This is a genomic window from Lonsdalea britannica, from assembly GCF_003515985.1.
Classification (GTDB): Bacteria; Pseudomonadota; Gammaproteobacteria; order Enterobacterales; family Enterobacteriaceae; genus Lonsdalea; species Lonsdalea britannica.
Map to the genome: position 1 here is coordinate 271,692 of NZ_CP023009.1, position 23,864 is coordinate 295,555.

General features: G+C 54.9%; 23 protein-coding genes and 1 tRNA gene. 3 read left to right on the top strand and 21 right to left on the bottom strand.

Annotation, left to right across the window (positions count from 1 at the left end; all coding sequences use genetic code 11):
• Positions 1-47: 47 nt before the first annotated feature.
• The 12 genes from CKQ53_RS18625 to gpt all read right to left on the bottom strand — a co-directional run bounded on the left by CKQ53_RS18625 (position 48) and on the right by gpt (position 10,214).
• On the bottom strand, positions 48-731 hold the full coding sequence (locus CKQ53_RS18625) for a hypothetical protein (RefSeq protein WP_244200988.1): 684 nt from the start codon (positions 729-731) through the stop codon (positions 48-50).
• A gap of 9 nt (positions 732-740) precedes the next feature.
• Positions 741-1,106 (bottom strand): hypothetical protein, encoded by a 366-nt coding sequence (locus CKQ53_RS01395; RefSeq protein WP_094118576.1) that lies wholly within the window; start codon positions 1,104-1,106, stop codon positions 741-743.
• A gap of 143 nt (positions 1,107-1,249) precedes the next feature.
• Entirely contained in the window at positions 1,250-2,464 is a 1,215-nt protein-coding gene (locus CKQ53_RS01400) for a tyrosine-type recombinase/integrase (RefSeq protein WP_094118575.1), read from the bottom strand.
• A 165-nt stretch (positions 2,465-2,629) separates the two neighbouring features.
• Positions 2,630-2,705 (bottom strand) — tRNA-Thr (locus CKQ53_RS01405).
• Positions 2,706-2,881: 176 nt separating this feature from the next.
• Entirely contained in the window at positions 2,882-4,135 is a 1,254-nt protein-coding gene (proA, locus tag CKQ53_RS01410) for a glutamate-5-semialdehyde dehydrogenase (RefSeq protein WP_085653215.1), read from the bottom strand.
• A gap of 10 nt (positions 4,136-4,145) precedes the next feature.
• Positions 4,146-5,249, bottom strand: coding sequence for a glutamate 5-kinase (gene proB, locus CKQ53_RS01415; protein ID WP_085653213.1), 1,104 nt, complete (start codon positions 5,247-5,249; stop codon positions 4,146-4,148).
• A 127-nt stretch (positions 5,250-5,376) separates the two neighbouring features.
• A complete protein-coding gene (crl, locus tag CKQ53_RS01420) occupies positions 5,377-5,751 on the bottom strand; it encodes a sigma factor-binding protein Crl (RefSeq protein WP_085653212.1) in 375 nt (124 codons plus the stop codon).
• Between the two features lie 125 nt (positions 5,752-5,876).
• Positions 5,877-6,362 carry an outer membrane lipoprotein YfiB gene (gene yfiB, locus CKQ53_RS01425; protein WP_085653210.1) on the bottom strand — a complete coding sequence of 162 codons (486 nt, stop codon included), beginning with the start codon at positions 6,360-6,362 and terminating at the stop codon, positions 5,877-5,879.
• 7 nt (positions 6,363-6,369) lie between these two features.
• Complete coding sequence (gene dgcN, locus CKQ53_RS01430) at positions 6,370-7,608, bottom strand: diguanylate cyclase DgcN/YfiN (protein WP_085653209.1); 1,239 nt, start codon at positions 7,606-7,608, stop codon at positions 6,370-6,372.
• Positions 7,601-8,206 carry a regulatory sequestration protein YfiR gene (gene yfiR, locus CKQ53_RS01435; protein ID WP_100053532.1) on the bottom strand — a complete coding sequence of 202 codons (606 nt, stop codon included), beginning with the start codon at positions 8,204-8,206 and terminating at the stop codon, positions 7,601-7,603. Before yfiR ends, dgcN begins: the two co-directional genes overlap by 8 nt.
• A gap of 143 nt (positions 8,207-8,349) precedes the next feature.
• Positions 8,350-9,603 carry an esterase FrsA gene (gene frsA / locus CKQ53_RS01440; protein ID WP_094118574.1) on the bottom strand — a complete coding sequence of 418 codons (1,254 nt, stop codon included), beginning with the start codon at positions 9,601-9,603 and terminating at the stop codon, positions 8,350-8,352.
• Between the two features lie 152 nt (positions 9,604-9,755).
• Positions 9,756-10,214 (bottom strand): xanthine phosphoribosyltransferase, encoded by a 459-nt coding sequence (gene gpt / locus CKQ53_RS01445; RefSeq protein ID WP_026739764.1) that lies wholly within the window; start codon positions 10,212-10,214, stop codon positions 9,756-9,758.
• 341 nt (positions 10,215-10,555) lie between these two features.
• Here gpt and pepD point away from each other — a divergent pair, with 341 nt between their 5' ends.
• Positions 10,556-12,016 carry a beta-Ala-His dipeptidase gene (gene pepD / locus CKQ53_RS01450; RefSeq protein WP_094118573.1) on the top strand — a complete coding sequence of 487 codons (1,461 nt, stop codon included), beginning with the start codon at positions 10,556-10,558 and terminating at the stop codon, positions 12,014-12,016.
• A 71-nt stretch (positions 12,017-12,087) separates the two neighbouring features.
• On the opposite strand, the gene dinB is transcribed toward pepD, so the two are convergent.
• Positions 12,088-13,149 carry a DNA polymerase IV gene (gene dinB, locus CKQ53_RS01455; protein ID WP_094118572.1) on the bottom strand — a complete coding sequence of 354 codons (1,062 nt, stop codon included), beginning with the start codon at positions 13,147-13,149 and terminating at the stop codon, positions 12,088-12,090.
• 499 nt (positions 13,150-13,648) lie between these two features.
• Between dinB and dpaA the strand changes: the two genes are divergently transcribed.
• Positions 13,649-14,371 carry a peptidoglycan meso-diaminopimelic acid protein amidase gene (gene dpaA, locus CKQ53_RS01460; protein WP_094118571.1) on the top strand — a complete coding sequence of 241 codons (723 nt, stop codon included), beginning with the start codon at positions 13,649-13,651 and terminating at the stop codon, positions 14,369-14,371.
• On the opposite strand, the gene CKQ53_RS01465 is transcribed toward dpaA, so the two are convergent.
• The 4 genes from CKQ53_RS01465 to mtnK all read right to left on the bottom strand — a co-directional run bounded on the left by CKQ53_RS01465 (position 14,342) and on the right by mtnK (position 18,806).
• Complete coding sequence (locus CKQ53_RS01465) at positions 14,342-15,109, bottom strand: class II glutamine amidotransferase (RefSeq protein ID WP_094118570.1); 768 nt, start codon at positions 15,107-15,109, stop codon at positions 14,342-14,344. The two genes, dpaA and CKQ53_RS01465, sit on opposite strands and share 30 nt — an antisense overlap.
• A 244-nt stretch (positions 15,110-15,353) precedes the next feature.
• Positions 15,354-15,935 carry a D-sedoheptulose 7-phosphate isomerase gene (gene lpcA / locus CKQ53_RS01470; protein ID WP_094118569.1) on the bottom strand — a complete coding sequence of 194 codons (582 nt, stop codon included), beginning with the start codon at positions 15,933-15,935 and terminating at the stop codon, positions 15,354-15,356.
• 245 nt (positions 15,936-16,180) lie between these two features.
• The gene (locus CKQ53_RS01475) at positions 16,181-17,203 is read right to left on the bottom strand and encodes an alpha/beta hydrolase (protein WP_094118568.1); all 1,023 of its coding nucleotides are present in this window, start codon (positions 17,201-17,203) and stop codon (positions 16,181-16,183) included.
• A 400-nt stretch (positions 17,204-17,603) separates the two neighbouring features.
• Positions 17,604-18,806, bottom strand: a complete 1,203-nt coding sequence (mtnK, locus tag CKQ53_RS01480; RefSeq protein WP_094118567.1) for an S-methyl-5-thioribose kinase — start codon at positions 18,804-18,806, stop codon at positions 17,604-17,606.
• A 140-nt stretch (positions 18,807-18,946) separates the two neighbouring features.
• Between mtnK and mtnA the strand changes: the two genes are divergently transcribed.
• Positions 18,947-19,978, top strand: a complete 1,032-nt coding sequence (gene mtnA / locus CKQ53_RS01485) for an S-methyl-5-thioribose-1-phosphate isomerase (protein WP_094118566.1) — start codon at positions 18,947-18,949, stop codon at positions 19,976-19,978.
• Positions 19,979-20,034: 56 nt separating this feature from the next.
• On the opposite strand, the gene CKQ53_RS01490 is transcribed toward mtnA, so the two are convergent.
• The 4 genes from CKQ53_RS01490 to CKQ53_RS01505 all read right to left on the bottom strand — a co-directional run bounded on the left by CKQ53_RS01490 (position 20,035) and on the right by CKQ53_RS01505 (position 23,659).
• Positions 20,035-20,577: a 1,2-dihydroxy-3-keto-5-methylthiopentene dioxygenase gene (locus CKQ53_RS01490; RefSeq protein ID WP_085653030.1), complete on the bottom strand. Its 543-nt coding sequence runs from the start codon at positions 20,575-20,577 to the stop codon at positions 20,035-20,037.
• The gene (mtnC, locus tag CKQ53_RS01495) at positions 20,574-21,263 is read right to left on the bottom strand and encodes an acireductone synthase (protein WP_085653031.1); all 690 of its coding nucleotides are present in this window, start codon (positions 21,261-21,263) and stop codon (positions 20,574-20,576) included. The genes CKQ53_RS01490 and mtnC overlap by 4 nt, the downstream gene beginning before the upstream one ends.
• Positions 21,260-21,874 carry a methylthioribulose 1-phosphate dehydratase gene (locus CKQ53_RS01500; protein ID WP_085653032.1) on the bottom strand — a complete coding sequence of 205 codons (615 nt, stop codon included), beginning with the start codon at positions 21,872-21,874 and terminating at the stop codon, positions 21,260-21,262. Before CKQ53_RS01500 ends, mtnC begins: the two co-directional genes overlap by 4 nt.
• A 708-nt stretch (positions 21,875-22,582) precedes the next feature.
• Positions 22,583-23,659: a glycoside hydrolase family 19 protein gene (locus CKQ53_RS01505; protein WP_094118565.1), complete on the bottom strand. Its 1,077-nt coding sequence runs from the start codon at positions 23,657-23,659 to the stop codon at positions 22,583-22,585.
• Positions 23,660-23,864 lie beyond the last annotated feature (205 nt).

Genomic DNA, 23,864 nt, shown 5'->3' on the forward strand with positions numbered 1-23,864 from the left:
GGGACTTTAGAAATGCTGCCCCGCATTAAGGTTACGTTTAGAAGTGGCTACTCCTCACTATCAGGCAAAGTGATTTCTAAAGCCTCTTTAATCAGGTTAGTCATTTGCTTCTCTGTTACAACCATCCCCTGATAGCCCAATGCCGCTAGATTGTGAGCTACAGCTCTGGCTATAGAGAGCTTATTTAACCGATCTCCATTCCGAAAAGATTTACTCGATTTTTCAAGCGCAATAGCCATACCAGCAATCATCATAAGTGCTGTATTTTTACCAGGGAACTCTCCCCACTGGTCAAGGTACACCTGATTGGTATTTTCGATTACCTGTGATTGCTGTAGAGGTAAAGGCCAATTAAATTCATGCTCAGCAACCCATTTTTCGACTTCACTACGAACAAGCACACAGTCTCGACGGTCTTGATCCATATTATCGTAGTGCGAAATATCCCTTGCGTTTAGCTTACCATTATCAATGGCGTCCCATAGTGATTCTTTATAAGATTCACATTCATTATTTTTCTCTCCTCCTAAGCTCAACCTAGGATTAGCACCAATAATTAAACAAGCAGCATCACTTAATAGAATATTATCGCGTGAAAGATAAGGAACAAGCCAGCTATCTAAATTTTTTTTCAACCCGATATTATATTCTAATAGATTATCGTGGAGGTTTAGGCCTAAAGTCTTTTCTATCTCCGAACGGTTAAAACCTAAAAAATCAAACGAATTCATAACATCACCTCAAAATGGAATATCATCATCAAAGTTAAGGTCTGCAGTGCTTTTTTCCTGCCCTGTCCTCGTCATAGATGGTGTCCACCCTTCGTACGGTGGGTTATCCATATTGGGACTCGCCATAACCCGATTTAACAGCTCATATGCACTTAAAAATGGGTCACTGGAGGAAGGTCTTCTAGTTATTCCACGAGCATCTTGTATTAGCAGGCTAGGAGCATATTCCTGCTCTTCATCTAGCCGGATAATTATCCAGTTCGCTATCTGATCCCTTGTCATATCGGGATATTTAGACTCGATTCGAATAATCAGTTCTCTAATGCTTATGAATTGCTGCTTTTTAGCTTTTAGCTCTATCGCTGGATTAAGCATACGCCACCTCACGCCCTCTGATTTTGGCGGCTATGCCAGCCCGCAGAGGTGTACGGGTTTTTGGGGATCAGCCTAGACATAGCCTATTCTTTATTCGTCTACAGAAGTCTACCCACATCTACTATCACTGTCTATTCATCCAGTCATAAGGATTGACCAAAACGCCCGTGAACCACGTTTTCACCATGCTCCAACACGTCCATATAGTCGGCATACCACTGAAGCATTTCACGGCGGCCATCCAGATACTGGGCGTGATTGTAGGTGCCGCGAATACTGTTCTTATCAACGTGTGCCAGCTGTGTTTCAATCCACGCGGTGTTGTAGCCTTGTTCGTGGAGAATGGTGCTCATTGTGTGGCGGAATCCGTGACCTGTCACTTTCCCTGCATATCCAATGCGCTTGAAAATCTGGTTAATGCTGGCCTCGCTCATGGTTTTACGCGGGTCATTACGTCCAGGGAACATATAGGAATAGCGCCCTGTCATTTCCCGAATACGCGCGATAATGGCTTGGGCCTGTGATGACAAAGGAACTAAATGCGGGCGGCGCATTTTCATTCGCTCTGCCGGGATTTCCCACACCGCATCATCAGCATCGATTTCCTGCCACATAGCCCCACGCAGTTCGCCAGTTCTTAAACCGGTAATGATTAGCAAACGCGCAGCCAATACCACCAGCTCACTACCTGAGTAGCGTGATAGCGCCTCAAAAAATGCGGGAAGCTCTTGCGCATTCAGGAAAGGGTAGTGGTTGGATTCATGCCCCTGCATGGCACTAGTGAGATCTGGAGCGGGATTATATTCAGCCCTGCCAGTAACGATGGCGTAACGAAAAACCTCACCGCAACGCTGCCGCACTTTTTTAGCTTTCTCCGTAGCCCCTCTACCCTCCATTCGACGAAGTACATTCAGCAGTTCAAGCGGCTTAATCTCTGCAATTGGCTTTTTGCCAATGTAGGGAAACACGTCTTTTTTGAATGCTTCCATAATGTCGGAGGCATATCCGGGAGACCACTTCTTTAACTTACTCGTATGCCACTCTGTAGCGATGTCATGGAATGTGTTGTTTACCTGAGCTTCGCGTGTGGCCTTTTCTTCCCGCTTTGCTTCGTTAGGATCGATACCCCCAGCGATACCCCTTTTTGCCTCATCACGTTTAGAACGCGCGTCGGCTAGGGTAACGTCTGGATACACACCTAAAGCGAGCAACTTCTCTTTCCCGGCCACCCGATACTTGAGTCTCCAGTATCGTGCGCCATTTGGGTTAACCAGAAGATAAAGCCCACCACCATCAGCAAGTTTATAGGGTTTATCCTTTGGCTTAGCGGTATCAACCTGGCGGGCGTTGAGCTTCATTGGGGGTATCTCCACAAGACCGAACAGAACATACCCCCGAATGTACCCCCAGAAGCATGTAGATTTTGGGGTATGTCAGTAGACGTGAAAATACTATCAGGAGCGACACAACGCAGAGTATAAGGGGTTTTAGTGAACTTTAGTAGACGTTGGGAGATGTTTGAATGGTGCCGATAATAGGAGTCGAACCTACGACCTTCGCATTACGAATGCGCTGCTCTACCAACTGAGCTATATCGGCTTTTTGGTCGCCCTGCGAATGCCTGACGATGTGTTACGGAGTGACAAACTAGTGAAATCATGCCGGCAAGTCAAGCATCTGGCGCTCGTCTGCCGATTTTATAATCGGACAGCCGAGCGCTTTTTTCGTGTTATAGCAGCCTGTTATAAATCTCCAACCCGCTATAACACAGACGATTAAGCGCGGACGAGATCGTCGCCGTAGCCAATCCACTTGTAGGTGGTGAGCGCTTCCAGTCCCATCGGGCCGCGCGCATGCAGTTTCTGCGTGCTGACGGCCACTTCTGCGCCCAGTCCGAACTGTCCGCCGTCGGTGAAACGGGTGCTGGCATTCACGTAAACGGCGGAAGAATCGACCTCACGGACAAACTGTTCCGCACGGCTCAGTGAACGCGTCAGAATCGCATCTGAGTGCTGCGTACCGTGTTCACGGATATGGGAGACGGCATCGTCGAGATCGTCCACCAGCGCGACATTCAGGTCCAGCGACAGCCATTCATCATCAAAGTCAGCGGCTTCGACTGCGATCACCTTCGCCGGTCCCTCGCTCAGCAACGGCAAGGAACGTGGGCAGGCATGCAGCGTGACGCCGCTTTTGTGCATCGCCGCGCTCAGCTGTGGCAGGAAATCCTGCGCAATACGCTGATTCACCAGCAGCGTTTCCAACGTGTTGCAGGTGCTGGGACGCTGGGTTTTCGCGTTCACGATGATGCGCAGTGCGGGTTCGAACTCCATCGACTCATCGACGTAAGTATGGCAAACGCCGATACCGCCGGTGATCACGGGGATGGTCGACTGTTCACGGCAGAGTTTGTGAAGACCGGCGCCGCCGCGGGGGATCAGCATGTCTACGTAGCGATCGAGTTTCAGCAGCTGGTTCACAAGTTCGCGGTCCGGCTTCTCAATCGCCTGGATCGCCGCAGCGGGTAAACCGCACTGCGTCAATGCCCGTTGGATTACGCTGACCGTCGCCACGTTGGTGCGATACGTTTCTTTCCCGCCGCGCAGAATAGCCGCGTTGCCGGTTTTCAGGCACAGACTCGCCACATCAACCGTCACATTGGGACGCGCTTCATAGATCACCCCAACCACGCCCAGCGGCACGCGCCGACGTTCCAGCTTGAGACCGTTGTCCAGAATACGTCCATCCATCACTTCGCCGACCGGATCGTTGAGGCTGCAAACCTGACGTACGTCGCTCGCGATCGCGGCCAGACGTGCTGGCGTCAGTTGAAGACGGTCCAGCATCGCTTCGCTCAGTCCCTCTTCGCGCGCGGCGGCAACGTCCTGTTCGTTAGCGGACAGAATAGAGGCGCTCTCCGCTTCCAGCAGATCGGCTATCGCGATAAGGGCCTGATTTTTCTGACTGGTGCTCAAGGCCGCCAGTTGATAAGAGGCCTGTTTTGCCGCTTTGCCCATTTGTTCAAGCACCGCGTACTCCTTAATTGATAATCATGTCGTCCCGATGGACCGCCACCGGACCGTATTCGTATCCGAGAATATCTTCGATCTCCTGCGAGTGATGGCCCGCAATCATGCGCAGTGCATCACTGTTGTAGCGAGTGACCGCATGGGCCAAATCCCGACCGGACAGGCTGCGTACGCGGATGACTTCGCCACGGGAGAAAATCCCTGTCACTTCCCGAATGCCTTTTGGCAGCAGAGAGCTGCCGCGTTCCTGGATGGCGGAGAGTGCGCCGTCATCCACAATGATCTCACCTGCCGGAGGCGCACCGAAAATCCAACGTTTCCGTTTTTCAAGCGGTTCGTCAACGGCATGGAAGTGAGTACCAACCGACACATTGTTCATGACATCGCCAATCACGCCCGGTCGGCAACCTTCCGCGATGATGACGTCGATCCCCGCGCGGCAGGCCACTTCGGCCGCCTGAATTTTGGTCGACATACCGCCTGTGCCCAGACCGGATACGCTGCCGCCCGCGACGTGACGCAGCTCATCGGTGATGGTCTGAACGTCACTAATCAGCTTCGCATCCGGGTTGTCACGCGGATCGGCAGTAAAGAGGCCCTTTTGATCGGTGAGCAGTAACAGTTTGTCGGCGTCCGCCATAATGGCGACCAGCGCCGATAGGTTGTCGTTATCGCCGACCTTGATTTCCAATGTCGCGACCGCGTCGTTCTCATTAACAACCGGAACAACGCGATTATCCAGCAATGCACGCATCGTGTCGCGCGCATTCAGGAAGCGTTCTCGATCTTCCATATCCGCACGGGTCAGCAACATCTGGCCGATGTGGATACCATAAATCGAGAACAGCTGTTCCCACAGCTGGATTAGACGGCTTTGCCCGACGGCGGCTAATAGCTGCTTGGTCGCGACATTCACGGGGAGATCGGGATAGCCGAGGTGCTCCCGGCCTGCGGCGATAGCGCCAGAGGTAACAATAACAATGCGATGCCCTGCGGCATGCAACTGCGCGCACTGACGCACAAGTTCTACGATATGGGCCCGGTTGAGGCGAGAAGACCCGCCTGTCAGCACGCTGGTGCCCAGTTTTACAACCATCGTTTGGCTGCCACTCATAATTTTTCTGCCATTGCGTTGTATAAAAAAAGATGATGGTGAAGAAAACGTTGTAACAGGAGAGACGCGTTATGCCAACAGGCACAACGCGAAAAAAACCGACACAGGCCTATGACCTGAAGGGGCGTTACGGTCTTTCCGTTAAGGAATAAGGGGGGTCGAGCTGCTGCACCAAGACTTCCAGTCGTTTGTGGAAACTTTCCCGCGTGGTGTGTACTTTTTCGGTGATTGCTTTGTCTTTGAATTTGATTTCAGACCAGTTACCGGCTTCATCAAACAAGCCATAACGATACGAGTAAGTCATACTTTGTCCCTGCGCATCCAAATCCAACCACCAGCCCCAAAATTCGCGCTTTTCCGGTTCCGCTTTGACATCGACGCACATCGCCAGACAGTCAAAGAAGAAGTAGAAATCATGGCACTGGCCTTCCCGCAAATAAGGACCCAAAGAGGTGAAATTTTTAATCAAACGGTGTCGCGTATGTCCACACGGTAATGTCATTCGGCATTCTCCCAGTTTTAACATTAAGTTATTAGCAGAGATGCCGCATTTTTCAACTTAATCGCGGGAGAAATAAGGCTTGACGACAGGCGTTTTTGTCGACGCCTACCGCCAGAGGGGACAGATTATGGCGCGGTAATGACGATGGAAACGCGGCGGTTTTCGGCTCTACCCTGCGCCGTCGCATTGCTCGCAATAGGGTAATCCTTACCTAAACCACGCGTCTGGATATGGCTACGCGGGATATTGGCGCTGGCGGCATACACATCCGCGACGACTTCCGCTCGGCGCAAGGAGAGCGCCTCGTTATAACGGTCATCACCGGTATTATCCGTATGACCATCCATGCGGGCATGACTCAGTCCTACGGCGGACAACGTGTTGGCGACTCTTTTGATTGCCGCCCGACTTTGAGGAGTCAGCCCGGATTGATCGAGCCCGAACAAGACCTTTTCCGAGAGTCCCAGCGTCCACCCCTCTTCGCTCGCCTTAAATCCGGACGATTGCAATGCGGCAACCTGCGCAGGCGTGAACGGACCTTTGTGAGACTGGCAGGCCACCAAACCCAGCGCCATGACAGCAATGAGTACAAACTGCAGACTGAATTTCATACAACCACTACCTCGTTAACGCATGTCGCCTGTATTTTTGTTTTTCCAGGTACATGTTTTTGTCAGCCTGCTCCAGGAGGTCCTCTATAGTGGAGTACTGATCGGCAATCGCTACGCCAATGCTTAGCGACATCACAACTTCCGCGCCATTTTGAAGTTCGATCGGCTGGCTTACACGGCGCCGGATCTTGTTCACGATGGGCATGACGTCATCCATATCCTGGACGTCAGACAGGATCAAAGCGAACTCATCGCCGCCCAATCGCGCCGGAAGGTCTTTTTTCCCTGCGCAATATTTCAATCGCTTAGCAATGGTTATCAACACCTTGTCGCCAGCCGCGTGGCCATAGGTATCATTGATGTATTTGAACTGGTTGCCATCCATAAACAGTACAGCCGTATGGCTGTGGCTCTCTTCATCTTCCAGCACGTTTTCCAGCGCGCTGCAAAAAGCCGTGCGGTTAGCCAACCCCGTCAATGCATCGTGCAGAGAGCGTTTCAGCAAGGAATCGTTCTCTTTCAGGATCTGCTCCTGCCAGCTTTCAATTTCTTCCAGCAGGCTGTTGAAATCCTGACTAAAGATGTCCAGTTCGACAATTTTTTCCGACGGTACTCGCCGGGCGAAGTTACGGTTTTCGCGAATGTCGTGCACCACCTCAGCTATATTTTGCAGCGCCATAATCAGGCCATGGTGCAGGTGACGGGTGATGATAACGGACAATATCGAGGCGAAAACCAGGCACAGCGTGAGCACCAGCAAGGAGAAGTAGACGAAGCTTTTTACCGGGGCGTCGCTGCCCGAAATCTCAATATGACCGACGAGATTGCCCCGATGATAGATAGGTTGCAGCACCGAGCTGGGAAACAGCCACTTAGCGATCACCCGGCTCATGGGGTCAGCGTGCTCACTGCCCGCGGCCTGCCAGAACGTGATTTTTCGGCCGTTCGCATCCGTGACGATAGCCTGACTGAACTGGCCTTGCTGACCGAGGGTGCTCAGCGTTTCACGGGCCGCCACGCCGTCGCGGAACACGACAGCGGCCTCGATGCTCTGACTCAGGGTACTGGCGAGCAACTGCAGATTCTTCTCAGAATACTGTTTGAATGAAATCAACGACGCCGTGGTGATCAACATCCATGACACCGTCATTGTGATGACGATACTTAAGGTACTGATACGAGCCAGGGCATTTCTGAACGTGATTCTGCCGGTGACTGTACTGGACGTAGAGGCTGGCTTATCCATGTTTAGCATTCCGCGGACGACCAAGCATTAACACTTCGGGACTGACTTTCACCCCGGTACGAAACAACGAGTCCAAATTTACAGAGAAACTGACCTTTTTATCCGCGAAGATAAGACAAAATGCGCTGCCATCGACACATTCGGGGTTTTGTTCCGAAATGGTCAGTAATGGATGCGCCGGGTCCAGGCTTGAAATTCCGACCTGCTCTTGAATGGATTCCCTGCCGAAGTATACCGCATCGCAGTGCGAGGACGAAAAATCATCGACATCATCTATTAATATTGTATTGAACGTGGGGATATCTTGTTCATTACGAGTATCGGTGAGCACGGCAGCAAAATGCGCTGAAGAGAATACGCAAAGCGTAGGAACCGTTTGGGTGGTTGGCCACCGGGTGTAGCTGACAATGCCGGAGACAGTTCGGCGGAGGTCGGCAGCCGAAACTTGACTCATCTCTGTTTTAAGATTGGACGCCTCGGCCCTGGCTAACATAAGGGGTAACATCAAAAATATCAGAACAAGTAAGATCCACCTTCTCTCCATAATAACGTTATCCAGCTGCTTATCATCCAATTGGGAAGGAATGTTTTTTTGCACGCGCTGTAAAGCCGCACGCGCGGCGGCTTACCTTCGTCGCTATTTCGTTTTTTAAATAGCATAGCTAACGGATACGTTATCACCATCCCACCCAAGGTAATGGGACGATAAAAGGGACGATTATGCGGCAGATAAAGACATCACTACTGAAGCTGATGCCGTAACCAATGGCTGATTTGCTGTAAACAGAGGTGGAAACTTTCGTAGACCGGTGAGGTATTCACCGCCATCAGCTTCCCCTGAGACGATGAGTTAACAATGAGTTCGGACTCCTCCTTCGGACTGAGCACGTCATCCTTCCAGTAGGCGGAGAGCATCGGCGTTGGACAGCGGCGCCCCAGCAACCCCTGTGTTTTCAGAGAGTAGCGTCCCATTTCAGCCTTTAAGGCGGCGTCGGTGGACGACGGCATACCGAGTCGGCTGGCGAGAATATCCATGTACATATCCGGCACGTCCTGCTGACGCACGGCGTCGGCCAGCAGCGAGTGCACCACGGGGCCCAGACAGGCGACGCCCTTCAGCCGCGGCGATTCCAGATACGCAAGCCGAACGGCGATATTGGCGCCGAAGCGAAACCCAAAAGCCCCGACACGGGTATGATCCACCCACGGCACGTCCGGCAAGGCTTTCAACACCTGCTGATGCAGAAAACTAGAGTCCTGATCCAACTTCCAGCGCGACGAGAAACCGACCGACGGCATATCGATGGTCAACATCGCCATGCCCGCCGGCGCCAGATAGTCATGGAATAAGCGGTGATAGTCGCTTTGCAACAGGTCCAGGCTGCCGCACACCAATACGGTGGGAAACGGCGCGCTGCCTTGGGAAGGCAGATGCAGAAAACCGGTCAGCGTTCCGCCGCCTTCGATTGGAATAGACAGCGTTTTCAGCTCGTAGCTCAGGAGAGTGGCGGCCTCTTCATAGGCGCGATTCGCCATCGTCTGCGCCTGCTCGGCAAGCTCATCGCCTTTCAGGTGCGGATAGGCGGCGATGCTGTAGAGCATGGCGGCTTTAAGCCAGCACTGCCCTTTTGTTTCGTCATCCTGCTCGCTTTCGCTCTCCGCCGCCTGCTGCTGCCAGCGCATCCCCTGCACAACCCATTCATAAATCCAGTTTCCGCCGCGATAACCGATGACCGTATCCAGCAAGGCATCGTCGCTGCGCTGGGCCGTACTGGCGGCGATACGTGACAAGACCTCTTCAATTTCCAGCGGGGCGACGCCGCGCCAAATCCACATCAGGCGGTTAATCATCCGATACCAGGCATTGTTGTTGCTGCCTTCCAGGGCGGAGTGCATCCCGCTGGTGGAGTGGTGGGCGCGCGGGATTAAGGTAGAGGTTTCCGGATGTTTGAAGGATGGTTTAAACAGCTTTTCGGACAGGTTGGCCTGAACCACAGCAGCCTCCATAAAGGTCAAGCAGCAGAGAGAGAGCGTTTCGCTAAAGTGTACTCAACACCACGAGGAAAAGCAGTACGGGAGAGGGAAAAGAATCAGAAATGACAACGCCCGGCAGAACCGGGCGTTATAGGCGACAAATCAGGGAGCGATTAGCGGTCAGACAACGGCGGTACGAACACCACGCCCATGTCCCAAGGCTGCTCAATCCAGGTATCCTGCGGGATATCGACCTGATAATCGTCCACAAGCGGTTTCCCAGCCGGCTTCGCAAAAATGGTGATGAAGTGCGCTTTCGGATACATATCGCGAATCGCTTTGGCGGTGCCGCCAGTATCGACCAGATCGTCCACCACGATGAAGCCCTCGCCATCGCCTTCGGCGCGTTTCAGCACCTTCAGCTCGCGCTGATTGTCATGGTCGTAGCTGGAGATGCATACGGTGTCCACATGACGGATGCCCAGTTCACGGGCCAGCAGAGAACCCGGGACCAGACCGCCACGGCTGACGGCGATGATGCCTTTCCATTGGTCCGCCGGCAGTAAACGCTCGGCCAGTTTGCGGGCATGAATCTGCAACATATCCCAGGTTACGACGTATTTTTCACTCATATAATATATCCCGGCCAACGGTGGAGTCGGCTTTATCATAGTCGGAGGGGGAAAAAGGTTGCGCGAGATTATAGATAGGCAACCCCATAAAAACCAGCCTTAATCCGATTGAGTTTTGTTTATGGCGACAAAATCCCCGCCATCATCGTCTGTTATCCCGCGGCTATCGCCTGCCTCAGCCCGTTCAACGCGACCCGGATTGACAGACTCTCCCCAGCGGCGGGAAAGTGATACTCTGTTTCATGATGCCCGATCGCCATGCTCAAAGGCGATTGTTTTTTAACCTGTAGCGCCTCACGCGCCAGACGCGGACTTAGGCTGCTGAAAAGGAGACGTGAATAGTGTCTGAATTGTCTCAGCTTTCCCCACAGCCCCTGTGGGATATTTTTGCCACGATCTGTTCCATTCCGCATCCCTCCTATCATGAAGAGGCGCTGGCGGCGCACATCTTGTCATGGGCGCAGGCGCGCGGCCTGCATTCCGAGCGCGATAGCGTCGGCAACATTCTGCTGCGCAAACCCGCGACGCCGGGTATGGAAAATCGTAAACCGGTCGTACTGCAAGCGCATCTGGATATGGTGCCGCAGAAAAACAACGATACGGCGCACGATTTCACGAAAGATCCGATTCAACCCTATATTGACGGCGAATGGGTGAAAGCGCGCGGCACCACGCTGGGCGCGGACAACGGTATCGGCATGGCATCCACGCTAGCCGTTCTGTCCGACGACAGCGTTGAACACGGCCCGTTGGAAGTGCTGCTCACCATGACGGAAGAGTCTGGTATGGACGGCGCTTTCGGCCTGCAACCGAACTGGCTACAGGGTGAGATCCTGATCAACACCGACTCGGAAGAGGAAGGCGAGGTCTACATGGGCTGCGCGGGCGGCATCGATTTCCTGACGCGCCTGCCGCTGCAACGGGAAGCAGTTCCTGCGGGCTATCAGGTGCTAAAGCTGGTCATTAAAGGACTGAAAGGCGGACACTCCGGCTGTGATATTCACCTGGGACTGGGCAACGCCAATAAACTGCTGGGCCGTTTTCTGGCGGAACAGGCGGGAACGCTGGACCTGCGAATCCTCGATCTGAACGGCGGAACGCTGCGCAATGCCATCCCTCGCGAAAGCGCGGTCACGCTGGCCGTCGCTGAAGATAAGGTCGCCGCGCTGAAAGCCGCGGCGCAGGACTATGTGGCCGTACTGAAACATGAGCTGGCCGCGGTGGAAAAAAACATCGCCGTCCTGGTCGAATCCACGTCGAATGACGCGGCGGCGCTGACCGCCGATAGCCGCGATCGGCTGGTGGCCTTACTCAACGCGATCCCCAACGGCGTGATCCGCATGAGCGACGAAGTGAAAGGCGTGGTGGAAACCTCACTGAACGTCGGCGTGATCACCATGACGGAAACCCAGGCAGAAGTGCACTGCCTGATCCGTTCGCTGATCGACAGCGGCAAGGATTATGTGGTGAGCGTGCTGACGTCGCTGGGGCAGTTGGCTGGTGCGGAAACTCGCCCCAAAGGCGGCTACCCAGGCTGGCAGCCGGATGCGCATTCGCCGGTCATGCAGTTGGTGCGGGAAACGTATCAGCAGCTGTTCAACAAAATGCCGAGCGTGCAGGTGATCCACGCCGGTCTGGAATGCGGCCTGTTCAAGAAGCCGTATCCGGAGATGGATATGGTTTCCATCGGTCCGACCATCACCGGACCGCACTCGCCGGATGAACAGGTGAATATCGCCAGCGTTGGCCTGTATTGGAAACTGCTGACCGCGGTCCTGAAAGCCATCCCTGAGAAAAGCTAAGGCGTCCGTCGCCTGACCCCTCCCGCATCCGGCTGGTCACAACGCCGGATGCGGAGCCAAATCCTTCGCCATTAATGTTCCCAGTTGAACACCAACTGCCGCTCCAACTGCGGGTCTAATAGCGTCACGTGTAACCCCACCAGCCGAACGCCGCGCGCTTCGCGCCGCTGCTCCCAGGTCTGCTTCGCCAACTGAATGAGATCCTCTTTATTCAGCACCGGCCAGACATGCTCCTGCGTGGTTTGCCGAAAATCATCAAACTTCAGCTTCACTCCCTGACGCGCGATATGCAGATCCGGCTTCACCCGGCGCAGACGCACTTCCAGCTCGTCATACAGCGTATCGATCAGCGCTTCGCATTGAGACCAGTCGTGAATATCTTGCGCCAGCGTTTTCTCGACGCCGACGGATTTACGCAGCCGGTCAGGCGACACCTGACGCTCATCAATGCCGTGACAGCGCTCCCATAGCACCCGCCCGAACTTGCCGAACGACTTCAAGAGCGCAGACAAATCGTAGCGCCGCACGTCGGCGCAGGTCTGCAATCCTCGTTCAGCCAATCGACTGGCCGTCACTTTGCCGACGCCGGGGATCTTCGCCAGCGGCAGCGCCAGAATGAACTCATCCACCTGAGCCGGCGTAATGACGTACTGGCCGTTGGGTTTGTTCTGTTCAGAGGCCACCTTCGCCAGAAATTTGATAGGGGCAACGCCCGCGGAGGCGGTCAGATGTAGCTCATCAAAAATAGCCTGACGAATCTCCTGCGCCATGAGCGTCGCGGAACCGTTGCAATGAGGGCTCTCGGTGACGTCGAGATAGGCTTCGTCGAGGGATAACGGCTCAATCAGTTCGGTATAGCGGGCAAAGATCTGTCGAATCTGGAGGGAGGCGGCTTTATAGACTTCCATACGCCCCGGCAGCAGGGTCAGATGTGGACACAGTCGCAAAGCGGTCGCGGTCGCCATCGCGCTGTGAACGCCGTAACGACGAGCCGGATAATTGGCGGTGCTAATCACCCCGCGCCGCAGCGCGCTGCCGCCGATAGCCAGAGGAATATCGCGCAGGCGCGGGTTGTCCCGCATTTCAATTGCGGCGTAAAAGCAATCCATATCGACATGAATGATCTTGCGCATATCCCCTCCGGTATCTGTATAAAAATACAGTACCCACACAGGGTGATGCAAGCTGGCCGACCATCGCCACAACGCCGCGCCAGTGATACACGGCAAGTCAAATGCCCTTAGCGCGTGCTCATCCGCCCTATTTTCCCAAAACAGAGGCAAAATAAAAAAACCGCCCGCCCCCGGCCCGTCACAGCGATAGCCGCGACTCGCCGAACGCCGCGAGCGGCATGACAGCCAACAAGTTTCCTAATAATATCTTTGTGTTAGCACGTCTTCGCGATGACCTCACCACGCCGAGTCAACATCGTCCTAAACGCTCCTTCTCGCACGCATGACGCTCACACTCTGCCCGGCGTGTCAGAACCGTCGTTTCCCGACATCATTTCCAACTTGAATAAAATAAAAGCAGTGCTAATGTGACAGCGCTACACCGCCATAGGCACCGGAATACGGGACGACACCACAAAAATACCGTATGTGACACAGCTTCAGTTATCAGGATCCATCAATGCAAAAAATCGCACTGTCATTTGCGACGCTGTTTTTTTTGCCTTCCGTTTTCGTTACCAGCTATGCCAGCGAAGTCATTCCGGTAACGACCTCATTTAAGCAGCAAGCGTTAGGCTCGCCGGTCTATATTCAGATATTCAAAGAAGAGCGGTTATTGGAGCTGTATGCCAAAGTCGGCACCGATTATCGTCTGGTGCAAAGCTATCCCATCTGCAAATACTCGGGCGGACTCGGTCCCAAACGGGTGGAAGGCGATATGAAGAGTCCGGAAGGATTTTATCAGGTCGATTTGCATCAGCTTAAACCGGATAGCCACTTTCACCGCGCCATCAACGTCGGTTTCCCCAACGAATATGACCTCTCTCAGGGCTATTCCGGACGCTATCTGATGATCCACGGCGAATGCGTGTCGGTCGGCTGTTATGCCATGACCAATCAGTACATCGATGAGATCTACACCTACGTCGAAAGGGCGCTATTGAACGGGCAGGCAAAGGTTGAACTGGCGATCTACCCCTTCCGCATGACGGACAAAAACCTGCAGCGGCATCGCAACTCGACTTACGCCAATTTCTGGCAGCAATTGCAGCCGGGTTACGCTTACTTTAACCAACATCACCAGCCGCCGGCCGTCGCCGTGTTCAACGGCCAGTATATGGTGAACCAGGCGACCCCGAACAAGAACCCGTTTTCAAACTACGCGCTCACCAAAGTGGAATAACACGAACTCGCCTGGCTCAATCTGATGCCAGGTTTCATTCCCTGTCAGCGGCTGCGTCGCCAGCACGGTCACCACGTCATCCGGCGTGGTCTGCTGCTGAAAATCGATTTCCACATCATCATCCAGCAACGTCGCCTTGCCGAAAGGCGCGCGACGCGTAATCCAGCACAGCCGCGTGGAGCAATAGCCCATCACGAAATGCCCGTCGGACAACAGCATATTGAACACCCCTTTTTTGCTCAGCGTTTCCGCCAGCGAAGCGATGTAGCGAAACACCGAGGACCAGTGCGATGGCGTGCGGGGATAACGTAATGAGAGATGATGAAGCAACCAGCAGAATGCGTATTCGCTGTCCGTTTGGCCTACCGGGCGGTAGGTGCCGGTTTTCAGGCTGCGATAGCCTTTCAGTTGGCCGTTATGGGCGAACGTCCAGTTTCTCCCCCACAGCTCGCGGGTGAACGGATGGGTATTCTCCAGCGCCACGGCACCGCGGTTAGCCTGACGGATATGCGACACCACCGCGCAGGATTTGATGGGATACTTCTGCACCAGCTGCGCGATAGGGGACGTGGCGCTGGGCAGGGGATCTTTGAACGTCCGGCAACCGTTCCCCTCGTAAAAAGTAATGCCCCAGCCGTCACGATGCGGCCCGGTACGACCACCGCGTTGCATCAGCCCGGAAAAACTAAAACAGATATCAGTTGGGACATTGGCGCTCATCCCAAGCAGTTCACACATGGTTGGTTCCTTACCTTTGTGACCCGCCATTAGAACGTGAGAGCCGCTGGCGGTGATTAGGCTGCGTCTCAAGGCGCGAGCCGTGCGGTGTGGATGGCCCAATCGACGACGAGCGACGCCGCCCGGTTCCTTCGGGGCCAACGTCTGAAGACCGTCTTCTGCCGAGCGCCGGTCCGCGCCTTGATGAAGCGATCTGACGGCAACGACCGCACCCGCACGCAGCGGGATGCGGCCTAATGCACGATTAGTTCTCCGCCATTTCCTTTTCGATCAGCTGGATCAGGATATGGATCGCTTTGATATGGATTTCCTGAATCCGGTCGGCGTAGCCAAAATGCGGCACGCGGATTTCAACGTCAGCCGAACCCGCCATTTTGCCGCCGTCTTTACCGGTCAGCGTAATGACTTTCATACGCTTGGCGCGCGCGGCCGCAATGGCCCGGATGATGTTGCCGGAGTTACCCGAGGTAGAAATCCCAAGCAGCACATCCCCTTCTCGTCCCAGCGATTCGATGTAGCGCGAGAACACGAAGTCGTAGCCAAAATCATTGCCGACGCAGGAAATATGACTCGGATCGGAAATGGCAATCGCCGGCAGTCCCGCACGGTTTTCACGGTAACGGCCGGTCAGCTCTTCGGCGAAATGCATGGCATCACAATGAGAACCGCCGTTCCCACAGGAGATAACCTTTCCGCCCGCTTTGAAGGCGTCCGCCAGCAGTACCGCTGCGGCTTGAATCGACTGAATATTGGCATCGTCGCTTAAAAAGGTATTCAGCGTATCCGCCGCTTCGGTTAGCTCTTTACGGATTAAGTCCTGATACATGGAACCCTCTCATTAGGTGATATCACGATGGTCTGCCGTGCAGTGTAACGGATCGCCCAAACCCGGAGAAGCGCACAATTGACGATTGTCATGATTCGCGGCAGCGGTCACGCCGGAGCGGTTAATTTGCGCGCAATGGGGCGCTCCCGCTCATACAGAAGGACGCCACAAGGCTCCACCGGTATCAAAACATACCGACGAAACGGCGCCAGGCGGCATGCAAACGCAACATCAGAATTCGATGCTTAACGCAGATGCTTTTTCAGCAGCCTGCCAGCCTGGTCCAACGCGGCCTGAGCTTCCGGCACCTTCACCAAGGCGTTGTGAAAACCAAAGTCGTGGATCATACCGTTGTAACGCACCTGCACGACGTCGACGCCTGCCGCATTCAGATGGCGAGCATAGGCTTCTCCTTCGTCTCGCAGCACATCGTTTTCTGCGGTCTGGATCAGAGCTGGCGGTAACCCTTTCAACTGCGCTTCGCTCGCCCTCAGCGGCGATGCGTAAATCTCGGCGCGCTCGGCGTCGCGGGTCGTATAGTGGTCCCAGAACCAGGTCATCATGGCGCGCGTCAGAAAGCGGCCCTCAGCAAAACGTTGGTAAGATTCCGTGTCGAATCTGGCATCCGTGACCGGGCAGAAAAGCACCTGATAGCGAAGCGTCGGCGAGCCCTTTTCTTTCGCCATCAGGCAGACCACCGTCGCCATGTTACCGCCAGCGCTGTTGCCAACGACGGCCAGACGCTGTCCATCGACGTTGATTTCCGCGCCGTGCTCAGACACCCACAGGGTCGCGGCATAAGCCTGATGGATCGCCACGGGATAATGCGCTTCCGGGCTGAGGGTGTAGTCCACGAAGACGGCCGCAGCGCCGGAAGAACGCACCAGATCTCTGACCATGCGTTGGTGGGCCGGGAAATCACCCAGCACCCAGCCGCCGCCATGAAAAAACATAAATGCGGGCGGCATGTCCCCGGCGTTGTCAGGCCGTACGATGGTCAATGCCAGCGGGTGTCCGTCCACATTAATCGTTTTATGCGAGATGACGACGCCGGACATATCCACGTCGACGCTCGCCTGCAGTTCGGCCAGCATCTTTCGCGCCTCTGCCGGAGAAAGCTGTTCAATCGGTTGGCTGCCCCCGCGGTTCAGCGCAGTCAACAAAGCCTGCGTTTCACGTTCAATATACGGGTCCGCGCTGGCCGCGTGAGCGCTACCCGCCGACAGTAGCAGACTGCCGTCATGTTGATGACAAGCACGTTTTTTCATCTTCTCCCCTCTATCAGCGCGTTGATGCCGAAAGCCAAGCGTTCATGATGGTTAATGCCACCCTGCTCATGAAAATGATAGGTGAAAATAGCCACAATCCACCGACTTTAACCTTTGGTGTTTTATGAAAAGATGAACAACGCCCACGGAGCATCAACGTCGCAAAGCCCTCATTCAAAACAGTGACACATTCGGGCGGTTCATCACGACAGCACTTGCCTGAAAGAACCCTTGATTTAGCAATATGTGGGGAAGGAACGAGGAGGAACAACGAGGAGTAAAATTGCGCGCAGCGTTAAAGCGCTGGCGCGCCGCCATAACAAATGAACGCGATATCCGGTGCTTCGACCACCGCCACGGATTCTCTTTTCCTGTCGTGACGGCGGCCATACGGTGTTGATCAGACGTCGAACTGACGGATCCGCGTCAAAAGCGCGCCGATGTCGCCGATCGTCTGCGCGTCGACGATCAGCGCCCGGCCCAGCGCCAGCGCATGCTGTTTGGCGGTCAATCGCGCCTGAGTGTCCGCAATACTGTCCAGATCCGCCACATGAGCCAAACCGATAGTGCGACGAATCAATTCGGTGCCACAGTAGCCAATAGCGTCTTGCCACACCTGACGTAAAAACAGTTCGGCATAGCCCTCAGCCGCCAGCGCCGGTTCACGCCCTTGATCAGCGCACAGCGCCGCGAAACGTTCAGCAAACGTCCGCCACAGCGCGGCACACTCGTCGAGACGCTGAGATCGAGCCACCTTTGCGGCTTCATCACCCAACAGCCCGGCCGCGCCGCAGTAATTCAACAGCAGGTTCCCCAACGCAGACCCCACGTCAAAACCGATAGGGCCGTAGAAACCGAACTCGGCGTCAATCACCTTGAGCTTGTCTTCCGCGACGAAAATCGATCCGCTATGCACATCGCCGTGCAACAGCGCTTCCGCTTTGGCGAGAAAGCCATGTTTCAAGGCCGCCACCGCGCGTTTCACCTCGCGATCTTCCCGCAGCGCCAGTACGTTCGGCAGGAGTTCTGGCTCGAACTGATTGCGCTCATGGTCGATATACGGATCGGTAAAGAACAGGTCTTCCGTAATCTGGCACAGCTCCGGGTTGGTGAAACGACTGACCGCCGCTTTCTTCTCGTGCGGCGGCTGATAGAAATCCGAGGTATGGAACAGCGTCTGCGCCAAATATTCGCCCAATTGCGCGGCCGCTTGCGGGTAATGACGCCCGGCGACCAGCTCGTTACGCCAGATGCGGTGATCGGACAGATCTTCCTGCACCATCACCGCCAGTTCAGGATCGTAATGCAGCACCGAGACGGTATGCTGCGGGCAAAACTGCGCATGTGTCAGCAAGGTTTCCGCTTCGATGCGCGATCGATCCAGCGTCAGCGGCCACGACTCGCCGACGCAGCGTACATAGGGCAATGCCTGTTTGACGATCACACGGCTGACGCCCTGCGTATCGCGAATTTTAAAGACCAGATTCAGGTTGCCGTCGCCAATTTCCTCGGCGGCGACCAACGTGTGCGCCTCTGCCACGCCGCCGTATTGGCGGGCGTATGCTACGGCATCGTCTGCATGAAAAGTACGGTATTGTGACATTGCGAATCCCCTGGTAGGTGGTATCTGTGCCATTTTCTTGTTGTTTTAGACATAAAAGCGTTTGGACGTCTATACATCCGCAAAGCATACTGGCAGAATTAAAAAATTGATGCAATAGCGCAACACGGATTTAACTCCAAATGCAAAACATTAACACTACAAGTTTAAAGGTTATTGATAACCAGCTCTGGATCCTCGATCAGCAAGCGCTGCCGCAGGAGAAGGTTTGGCATCCCTGCCCAGACGTCAATGCGCTGGTGGAACACATCAAAGCGTTGCGCGTACGCGGCGCGCCCGTGATCGGGCTATCGGCCAGTCTGCTGCTGGCTTTGCTGGCGGAACACGGTCTCTCTCGTCCTGCGCTGGCGACCGCGCTGGAGACGCTGCGCGCGGCCCGCCCGACCGCCGTGAACCTGATGAACAACCTCGATCGCATGAAGCAGGCGCTGGCGGCGCCGGAGTGGATCCCGGCGCTGGGACAGGAAGCCCTGCGGCTGATTGAGGAAGATCGCGCCCTGTGCGATCGCATCGCGGATTACGGCGCAGCGCTGGTCACCCCCGGCAGTCGGCTGCTGACGCACTGCAACACCGGCGGACTGGCGACGGCGGGCGTCGGCACGGCGATCGGCGTACTGCTGCGCGCGCATCAGCAAGGCAAGATAGAAAATGTCTGGGTGGATGAAACCCGGCCATTGCTGCAAGGCGGACGCCTGACCGCCTGGGAGCTGGGGGAATTGGGCATTCCCTATCATCTGATCTGCGACGCCATGGCGGCATCGCTGATGGCGCAGGGTCAGGTTGATGCCGTGTGGGTGGGTGCGGACCGCATCGCCGCCAACGGCGACGTCGCCAACAAAATCGGCACCTACAGCCTGGCGGTACTGGCGCGGTATCACTGTATTCCGTTCTACGTCGCCGCGCCTCATACGACGCACGATCCGCACTGCCCGGATGGACACGCGATCCCCATCGAACAGCGCGCGGCCGCCGAAGTCACCGGCGTATCAGGAAGCTTTGGCCATACCCAGTGGGCCCCGCAGGACGCGCGAGTGTATAACCCGGCGTTTGACGTCACCCCGGCCGCCTTGATTAGCGGTTGGGTGCTGGACAGCGGTGTAATTACGCCAGAGCAGGCGCGCGCCGGTATTTTTCAGCAGACGCTGTCGCGTTAATACCGTAGGAAACGTCTCCCCGCCGCTCGGGTGGGGAGACGCTTAACGACAGGAAATCAGGCCAGCTTCGGATACGCCGTGGCGATGTCGTCGCCGGTGAAGTGGGCGATCCATCCTTCCGGATTGTCGAACAGACGAATGGCCGTAAAGTTCGGGGACGACCCCATATCGAACCAGTGCGGCGTTCCCGCCGGGACGGACAACAGATCGTTCTTCTCACACAAGATCTGGAAGATCTGCCCTTCGACATGCAGGCAGAACAGCCCCGCGCCCTCCACAAAGAAACGCACTTCATCTTCCCCGTGCGTATGCTCAGACAGAAACTTGCCGCGCAGCGCTTCCTTCTGAGGATGGTCGGCGCGCATGCTGATCACATCCCAGCTCTGATAGCCTTTTTCCGCCACCAGTTTGTTGATTTCATGCTGATAGGCCGCCAGCACCTCTTCCGCGTCAGGCTCTGCGCTCAATGCGCGATCCGCCTGCCAGCGTTCGAAACGGACGCCGATAGCCGTCAAACGCTGACGGATCGCCTCGGCGTCCTGGCTCTGCCACACCGGTTGTGATGCGTCTTGGTCGCTGAAAATAGTGAGTGCGCTCATGAGGAAATCTCCTGTACGTCGATATGATCGAAGCGGCTCACCTGCGGGTGATCGCTCTGGGGGTCTGCCTCGCCGCGCAGCAGCTGACAGGTATGCCAACCGGCGCTTCGCGCCGCGTCCAGCTCCTGATGAATATCGGAAAGGAACAGAATTTCAGCCGCCGGGAGCGCAATGGCTTCGGCGATATTCCGATAGGATGCGACTTCACGTTTGGCGCCAACGCGCGTATCAAAATAGCCGCTGAACAGCGGTCGTAAGTCACCGACGTCGCTGTGGCCGAACAGCAATTGCTGCGCCTCGACCGAGCCGGAAGAGTAAACGTACAGCTTGATGCCCTGCTCAAGCCACGCATGCAGTTGCGGCGTCACGTCGGCGTAGACGTGGCCATGGAAGTCGCCCTGCCGATAGCCTGTACGCCAGATAATGCCCTGCAACGTTTTCAGCGCCGTCGACTTGCGATCCTGATCCATAAACTGCGCCAGTGCGTCCACCAGCTCCGTTTCGCTGGCTTCCGGACGCGCAAGCTCGATCCGCAGCGCCGCCAGCGCATCGGCGACTTCCCGCTGCTCGCCGGCCTGAGCCACGATGTCCGCCAAACGCGCGCGCGCGTAGGGAAACAGAACGTCGTGTACGAAGCGAATGTCGCTGGTGGTGCCTTCAATGTCGGTGACGATGGCCTTAATCATTGCGCCTCCAGCAAACGTCGTTGCAGTTCGCACTGGAACAGAAACTCCAGCCCCTCGAGATGACGTCGCGCTTCCTGCACGCTCTGTCCCCAACAGTAGAGGCCGTGGCCCCGCACCAGAAAACCGTAACGCAGCGGCGTGGACGCATGGCGAGCCGCCACGCGCTCGGCCAGCGCCGGAATGTCCTGATCGTTATCGAAAATAGGGATGTTCACTTGGTCGAGATGCGAGCGCTGGCCAGCCAGCGACTTCTGCATCTCGTAGCCTTCCAGAATCAAGGCATCGCTTTTCTCTACACGGGACAACACCGTGGCGTTGACCGAGTGCGTATGCAGCACGGCGCCGATGTGCGCGTCGAGACGATACAGCAAGGTGTGCAAACCGGTTTCCGCGGACGGCGTACGGCCGCTAGGCACATGGTTGGTAGCAATATCGACCTGTAGAAAGTCATCCGGCTTTAGATTGCCCTTGTCTTTGCCCGATGCCGTGATCAGGCTGCGCGCCTCATCGAGACGGACGGACATGTTGCCGCCGGTGGCGGGACACAAGCCTCTTTCCCCGATCCAGTGGCAGGCCGCCAGCAGGTCGGTCAAAAATACGTTATCGCTCATGGTCTATTCCCAGTGCAGGTGAATCCCCAAACGTTCCGACGCAACCGTCGGCGTTCAGTGTTGTTATTGCCGCTCAGTGAGCATGAATTTTTATAAACATCAGAGAGAAATACGCCGGTTTCTTTCCCCCGCGTCTGAACCCTCTGATTCGCGCGCTGGCATATACTCTCGGCGCCTTCGCCTGATGATAAGTATCACATTAACGCGTGAGATTACCCGGAGAAATCGGGGATCTCAAGAAGATCATCGGCCCTTCCGGCCAAGGAGAATACCGCGAAAAGAGGGTGGGTAATCCCCCTTTTTTTATACTGTTTTTTGTTTTCTGACCGCCAGCTCAGACCGCCCCGTCGCCTGACGACACGCTGCTGTTTTCTTGTCCGACAGACGATAACATCACACCGGCAAAACGGGAGGGGAAGTTGATATTGACCTGGAACGGCAAAAGCAATGTGTTAGAAGAAACCGTGCAGGAAATTAGCCAAAACGCTCGCGACGCACACCGGCGCAGCCGGTCAGTTTTTCTCTGACTCTATCGATATAAACTGACTGTCTGATGTGCTCTGTTCGTTTGGCGAGGACGTCAATGAACGGTCGGCGCTGGCAAAATAATCCGCCGCTGTTCACTTCGATGCACAAATCACGGCGTTCATCGGGTGCGCTTGTGCGATCTTCGGATAAAAAAAGGGGGCTGAATCAGCCCCCCATGGTTCAACTTAGGCGATTTATTCGCGTCTGAATCGCGTTGGCTTTGGTGGTATCTTTCGCCGCTTGATATAACGCCAGCGCCCTCTTATAAGCCACCAGCGCCTCAGCCTTATCTTTGCGAGTGCCTTGTTCTTTGCTTAACGGATCGTGATAACGCGCCCAGCTGTACGCATAAACTTTATTGTTATAAATGGCGCTCTCCTCGAACGTGAATCCATTCGCCTTCCTTAATTGATTGAGGTGCTCACACTTCAGCACCTCAACGGCCTTATCGAAATAGCGCAACCTGTCGTCATAACCATTAAAACCGCCGTTAATTCTGGCCGTAATGATATTGAAGTCATCTTTTTTGGCGTAACGATTCAGATTCTGGTTGCCATAATCCATGTAAAACCAAAAGGCCGAGGTCACACAGTGAGGCGAGGTAGTCAGTTTATTCCGGTTGTCTTCACTGGAATACACATCCTCGCCCACCGCGCTCCCGTACGCGCGATAGTTCATCTCGAAGGTCAATTGAATCAAGCCCCGACCGTACCAAGGCGCATAGCTCTTTTGACTCCCGCCGATTTCCGCGGTGTAGACCAGGCCCATGCTTTCGTGACAACACTGTGCAAGAAAATGCGCTTTTTCCCTGCATGTGGTCATCCTGTATTTAGCGAATCCCTCATTAAAAGCCTGCAGGTACGTCGTCAGCTTGTCTTCATCGGCCTCCGGCGCGATTTTTCGTAACTCGGCGAGCGTAATATCACGGTGACAGGCACAGGTGGTCGGTTCCGTCGTTGCGGCTCCATACGTCTGTCCCGTCATCTGTAACGTTGAATGAAGAAAGTTCCGCGGAAGCGTCGCCGCTATCATCGCGCGCAAACAAACCTCTATCGTTGACGACAAATTGTTGACGGCCCGGCAGGGCGTCGAATAACCATTGAGAGGGAAATAAGACGACAGCGTTTCGGGTAACCGCTTCACGCTGAAAATCAACTTTTCATACGGCGTCACTGCGCCACATGATGCTTTGGGGTTTGGAATAGATTGACCGCTTCCAAAATCGATAATCTCGACGTTTTTCATTACGTTATTCATAAACAAACGATGTCCTTATGTTGTTTCAATGTGCCCAATATCCAGCATTCACACTGGGTTTCCTGTTCCTCAGGATTGTTTATGCCTGTTTATTACCGTCCTTTATCGCTCTCTGGTTTAAAAAAGAACTTCAACAACATTTATCTTGAATAACAATACGATAAGTCCGTTTTCTACCCATTCACGCGTCATGTTTTTTAGCCAT

Coding starts and splice junctions, on each gene's coding strand:
- lpcA (WP_094118569.1), bottom strand. CDS start 15,935: ATGTATCAGGACTTAATCCGTAAAGAGCTAACCGAAGCGGCGGATACG.
- dpaA (WP_094118571.1), top strand. CDS start 13,649: ATGCAAAAAATCGCACTGTCATTTGCGACGCTGTTTTTTTTGCCTTCC.
- CKQ53_RS18625 (WP_244200988.1), bottom strand. CDS start 731: ATGAATTCGTTTGATTTTTTAGGTTTTAACCGTTCGGAGATAGAAAAG.
- crl (WP_085653212.1), bottom strand. CDS start 5,751: ATGACATTACCGTGTGGACATACGCGACACCGTTTGATTAAAAATTTC.
- gpt (WP_026739764.1), bottom strand. CDS start 10,214: ATGAGTGAAAAATACGTCGTAACCTGGGATATGTTGCAGATTCATGCC.
- mtnA (WP_094118566.1), top strand. CDS start 18,947: ATGCAAAACATTAACACTACAAGTTTAAAGGTTATTGATAACCAGCTC.
- CKQ53_RS01500 (WP_085653032.1), bottom strand. CDS start 21,874: ATGAGCGATAACGTATTTTTGACCGACCTGCTGGCGGCCTGCCACTGG.
- proB (WP_085653213.1), bottom strand. CDS start 5,249: ATGAGTGGCAGCCAAACGATGGTTGTAAAACTGGGCACCAGCGTGCTG.
- CKQ53_RS01475 (WP_094118568.1), bottom strand. CDS start 17,203: ATGAAAAAACGTGCTTGTCATCAACATGACGGCAGTCTGCTACTGTCG.
- dinB (WP_094118572.1), bottom strand. CDS start 13,149: ATGCGCAAGATCATTCATGTCGATATGGATTGCTTTTACGCCGCAATT.
- dgcN (WP_085653209.1), bottom strand. CDS start 7,608: ATGGATAAGCCAGCCTCTACGTCCAGTACAGTCACCGGCAGAATCACG.
- mtnK (WP_094118567.1), bottom strand. CDS start 18,806: ATGTCACAATACCGTACTTTTCATGCAGACGATGCCGTAGCATACGCC.
- CKQ53_RS01505 (WP_094118565.1), bottom strand. CDS start 23,659: ATGAATAACGTAATGAAAAACGTCGAGATTATCGATTTTGGAAGCGGT.
- CKQ53_RS01490 (WP_085653030.1), bottom strand. CDS start 20,577: ATGAGCGCACTCACTATTTTCAGCGACCAAGACGCATCACAACCGGTG.
- CKQ53_RS01465 (WP_094118570.1), bottom strand. CDS start 15,109: ATGTGTGAACTGCTTGGGATGAGCGCCAATGTCCCAACTGATATCTGT.
- yfiB (WP_085653210.1), bottom strand. CDS start 6,362: ATGAAATTCAGTCTGCAGTTTGTACTCATTGCTGTCATGGCGCTGGGT.
- mtnC (WP_085653031.1), bottom strand. CDS start 21,263: ATGATTAAGGCCATCGTCACCGACATTGAAGGCACCACCAGCGACATT.
- CKQ53_RS01395 (WP_094118576.1), bottom strand. CDS start 1,106: ATGCTTAATCCAGCGATAGAGCTAAAAGCTAAAAAGCAGCAATTCATA.
- CKQ53_RS01400 (WP_094118575.1), bottom strand. CDS start 2,464: ATGAAGCTCAACGCCCGCCAGGTTGATACCGCTAAGCCAAAGGATAAA.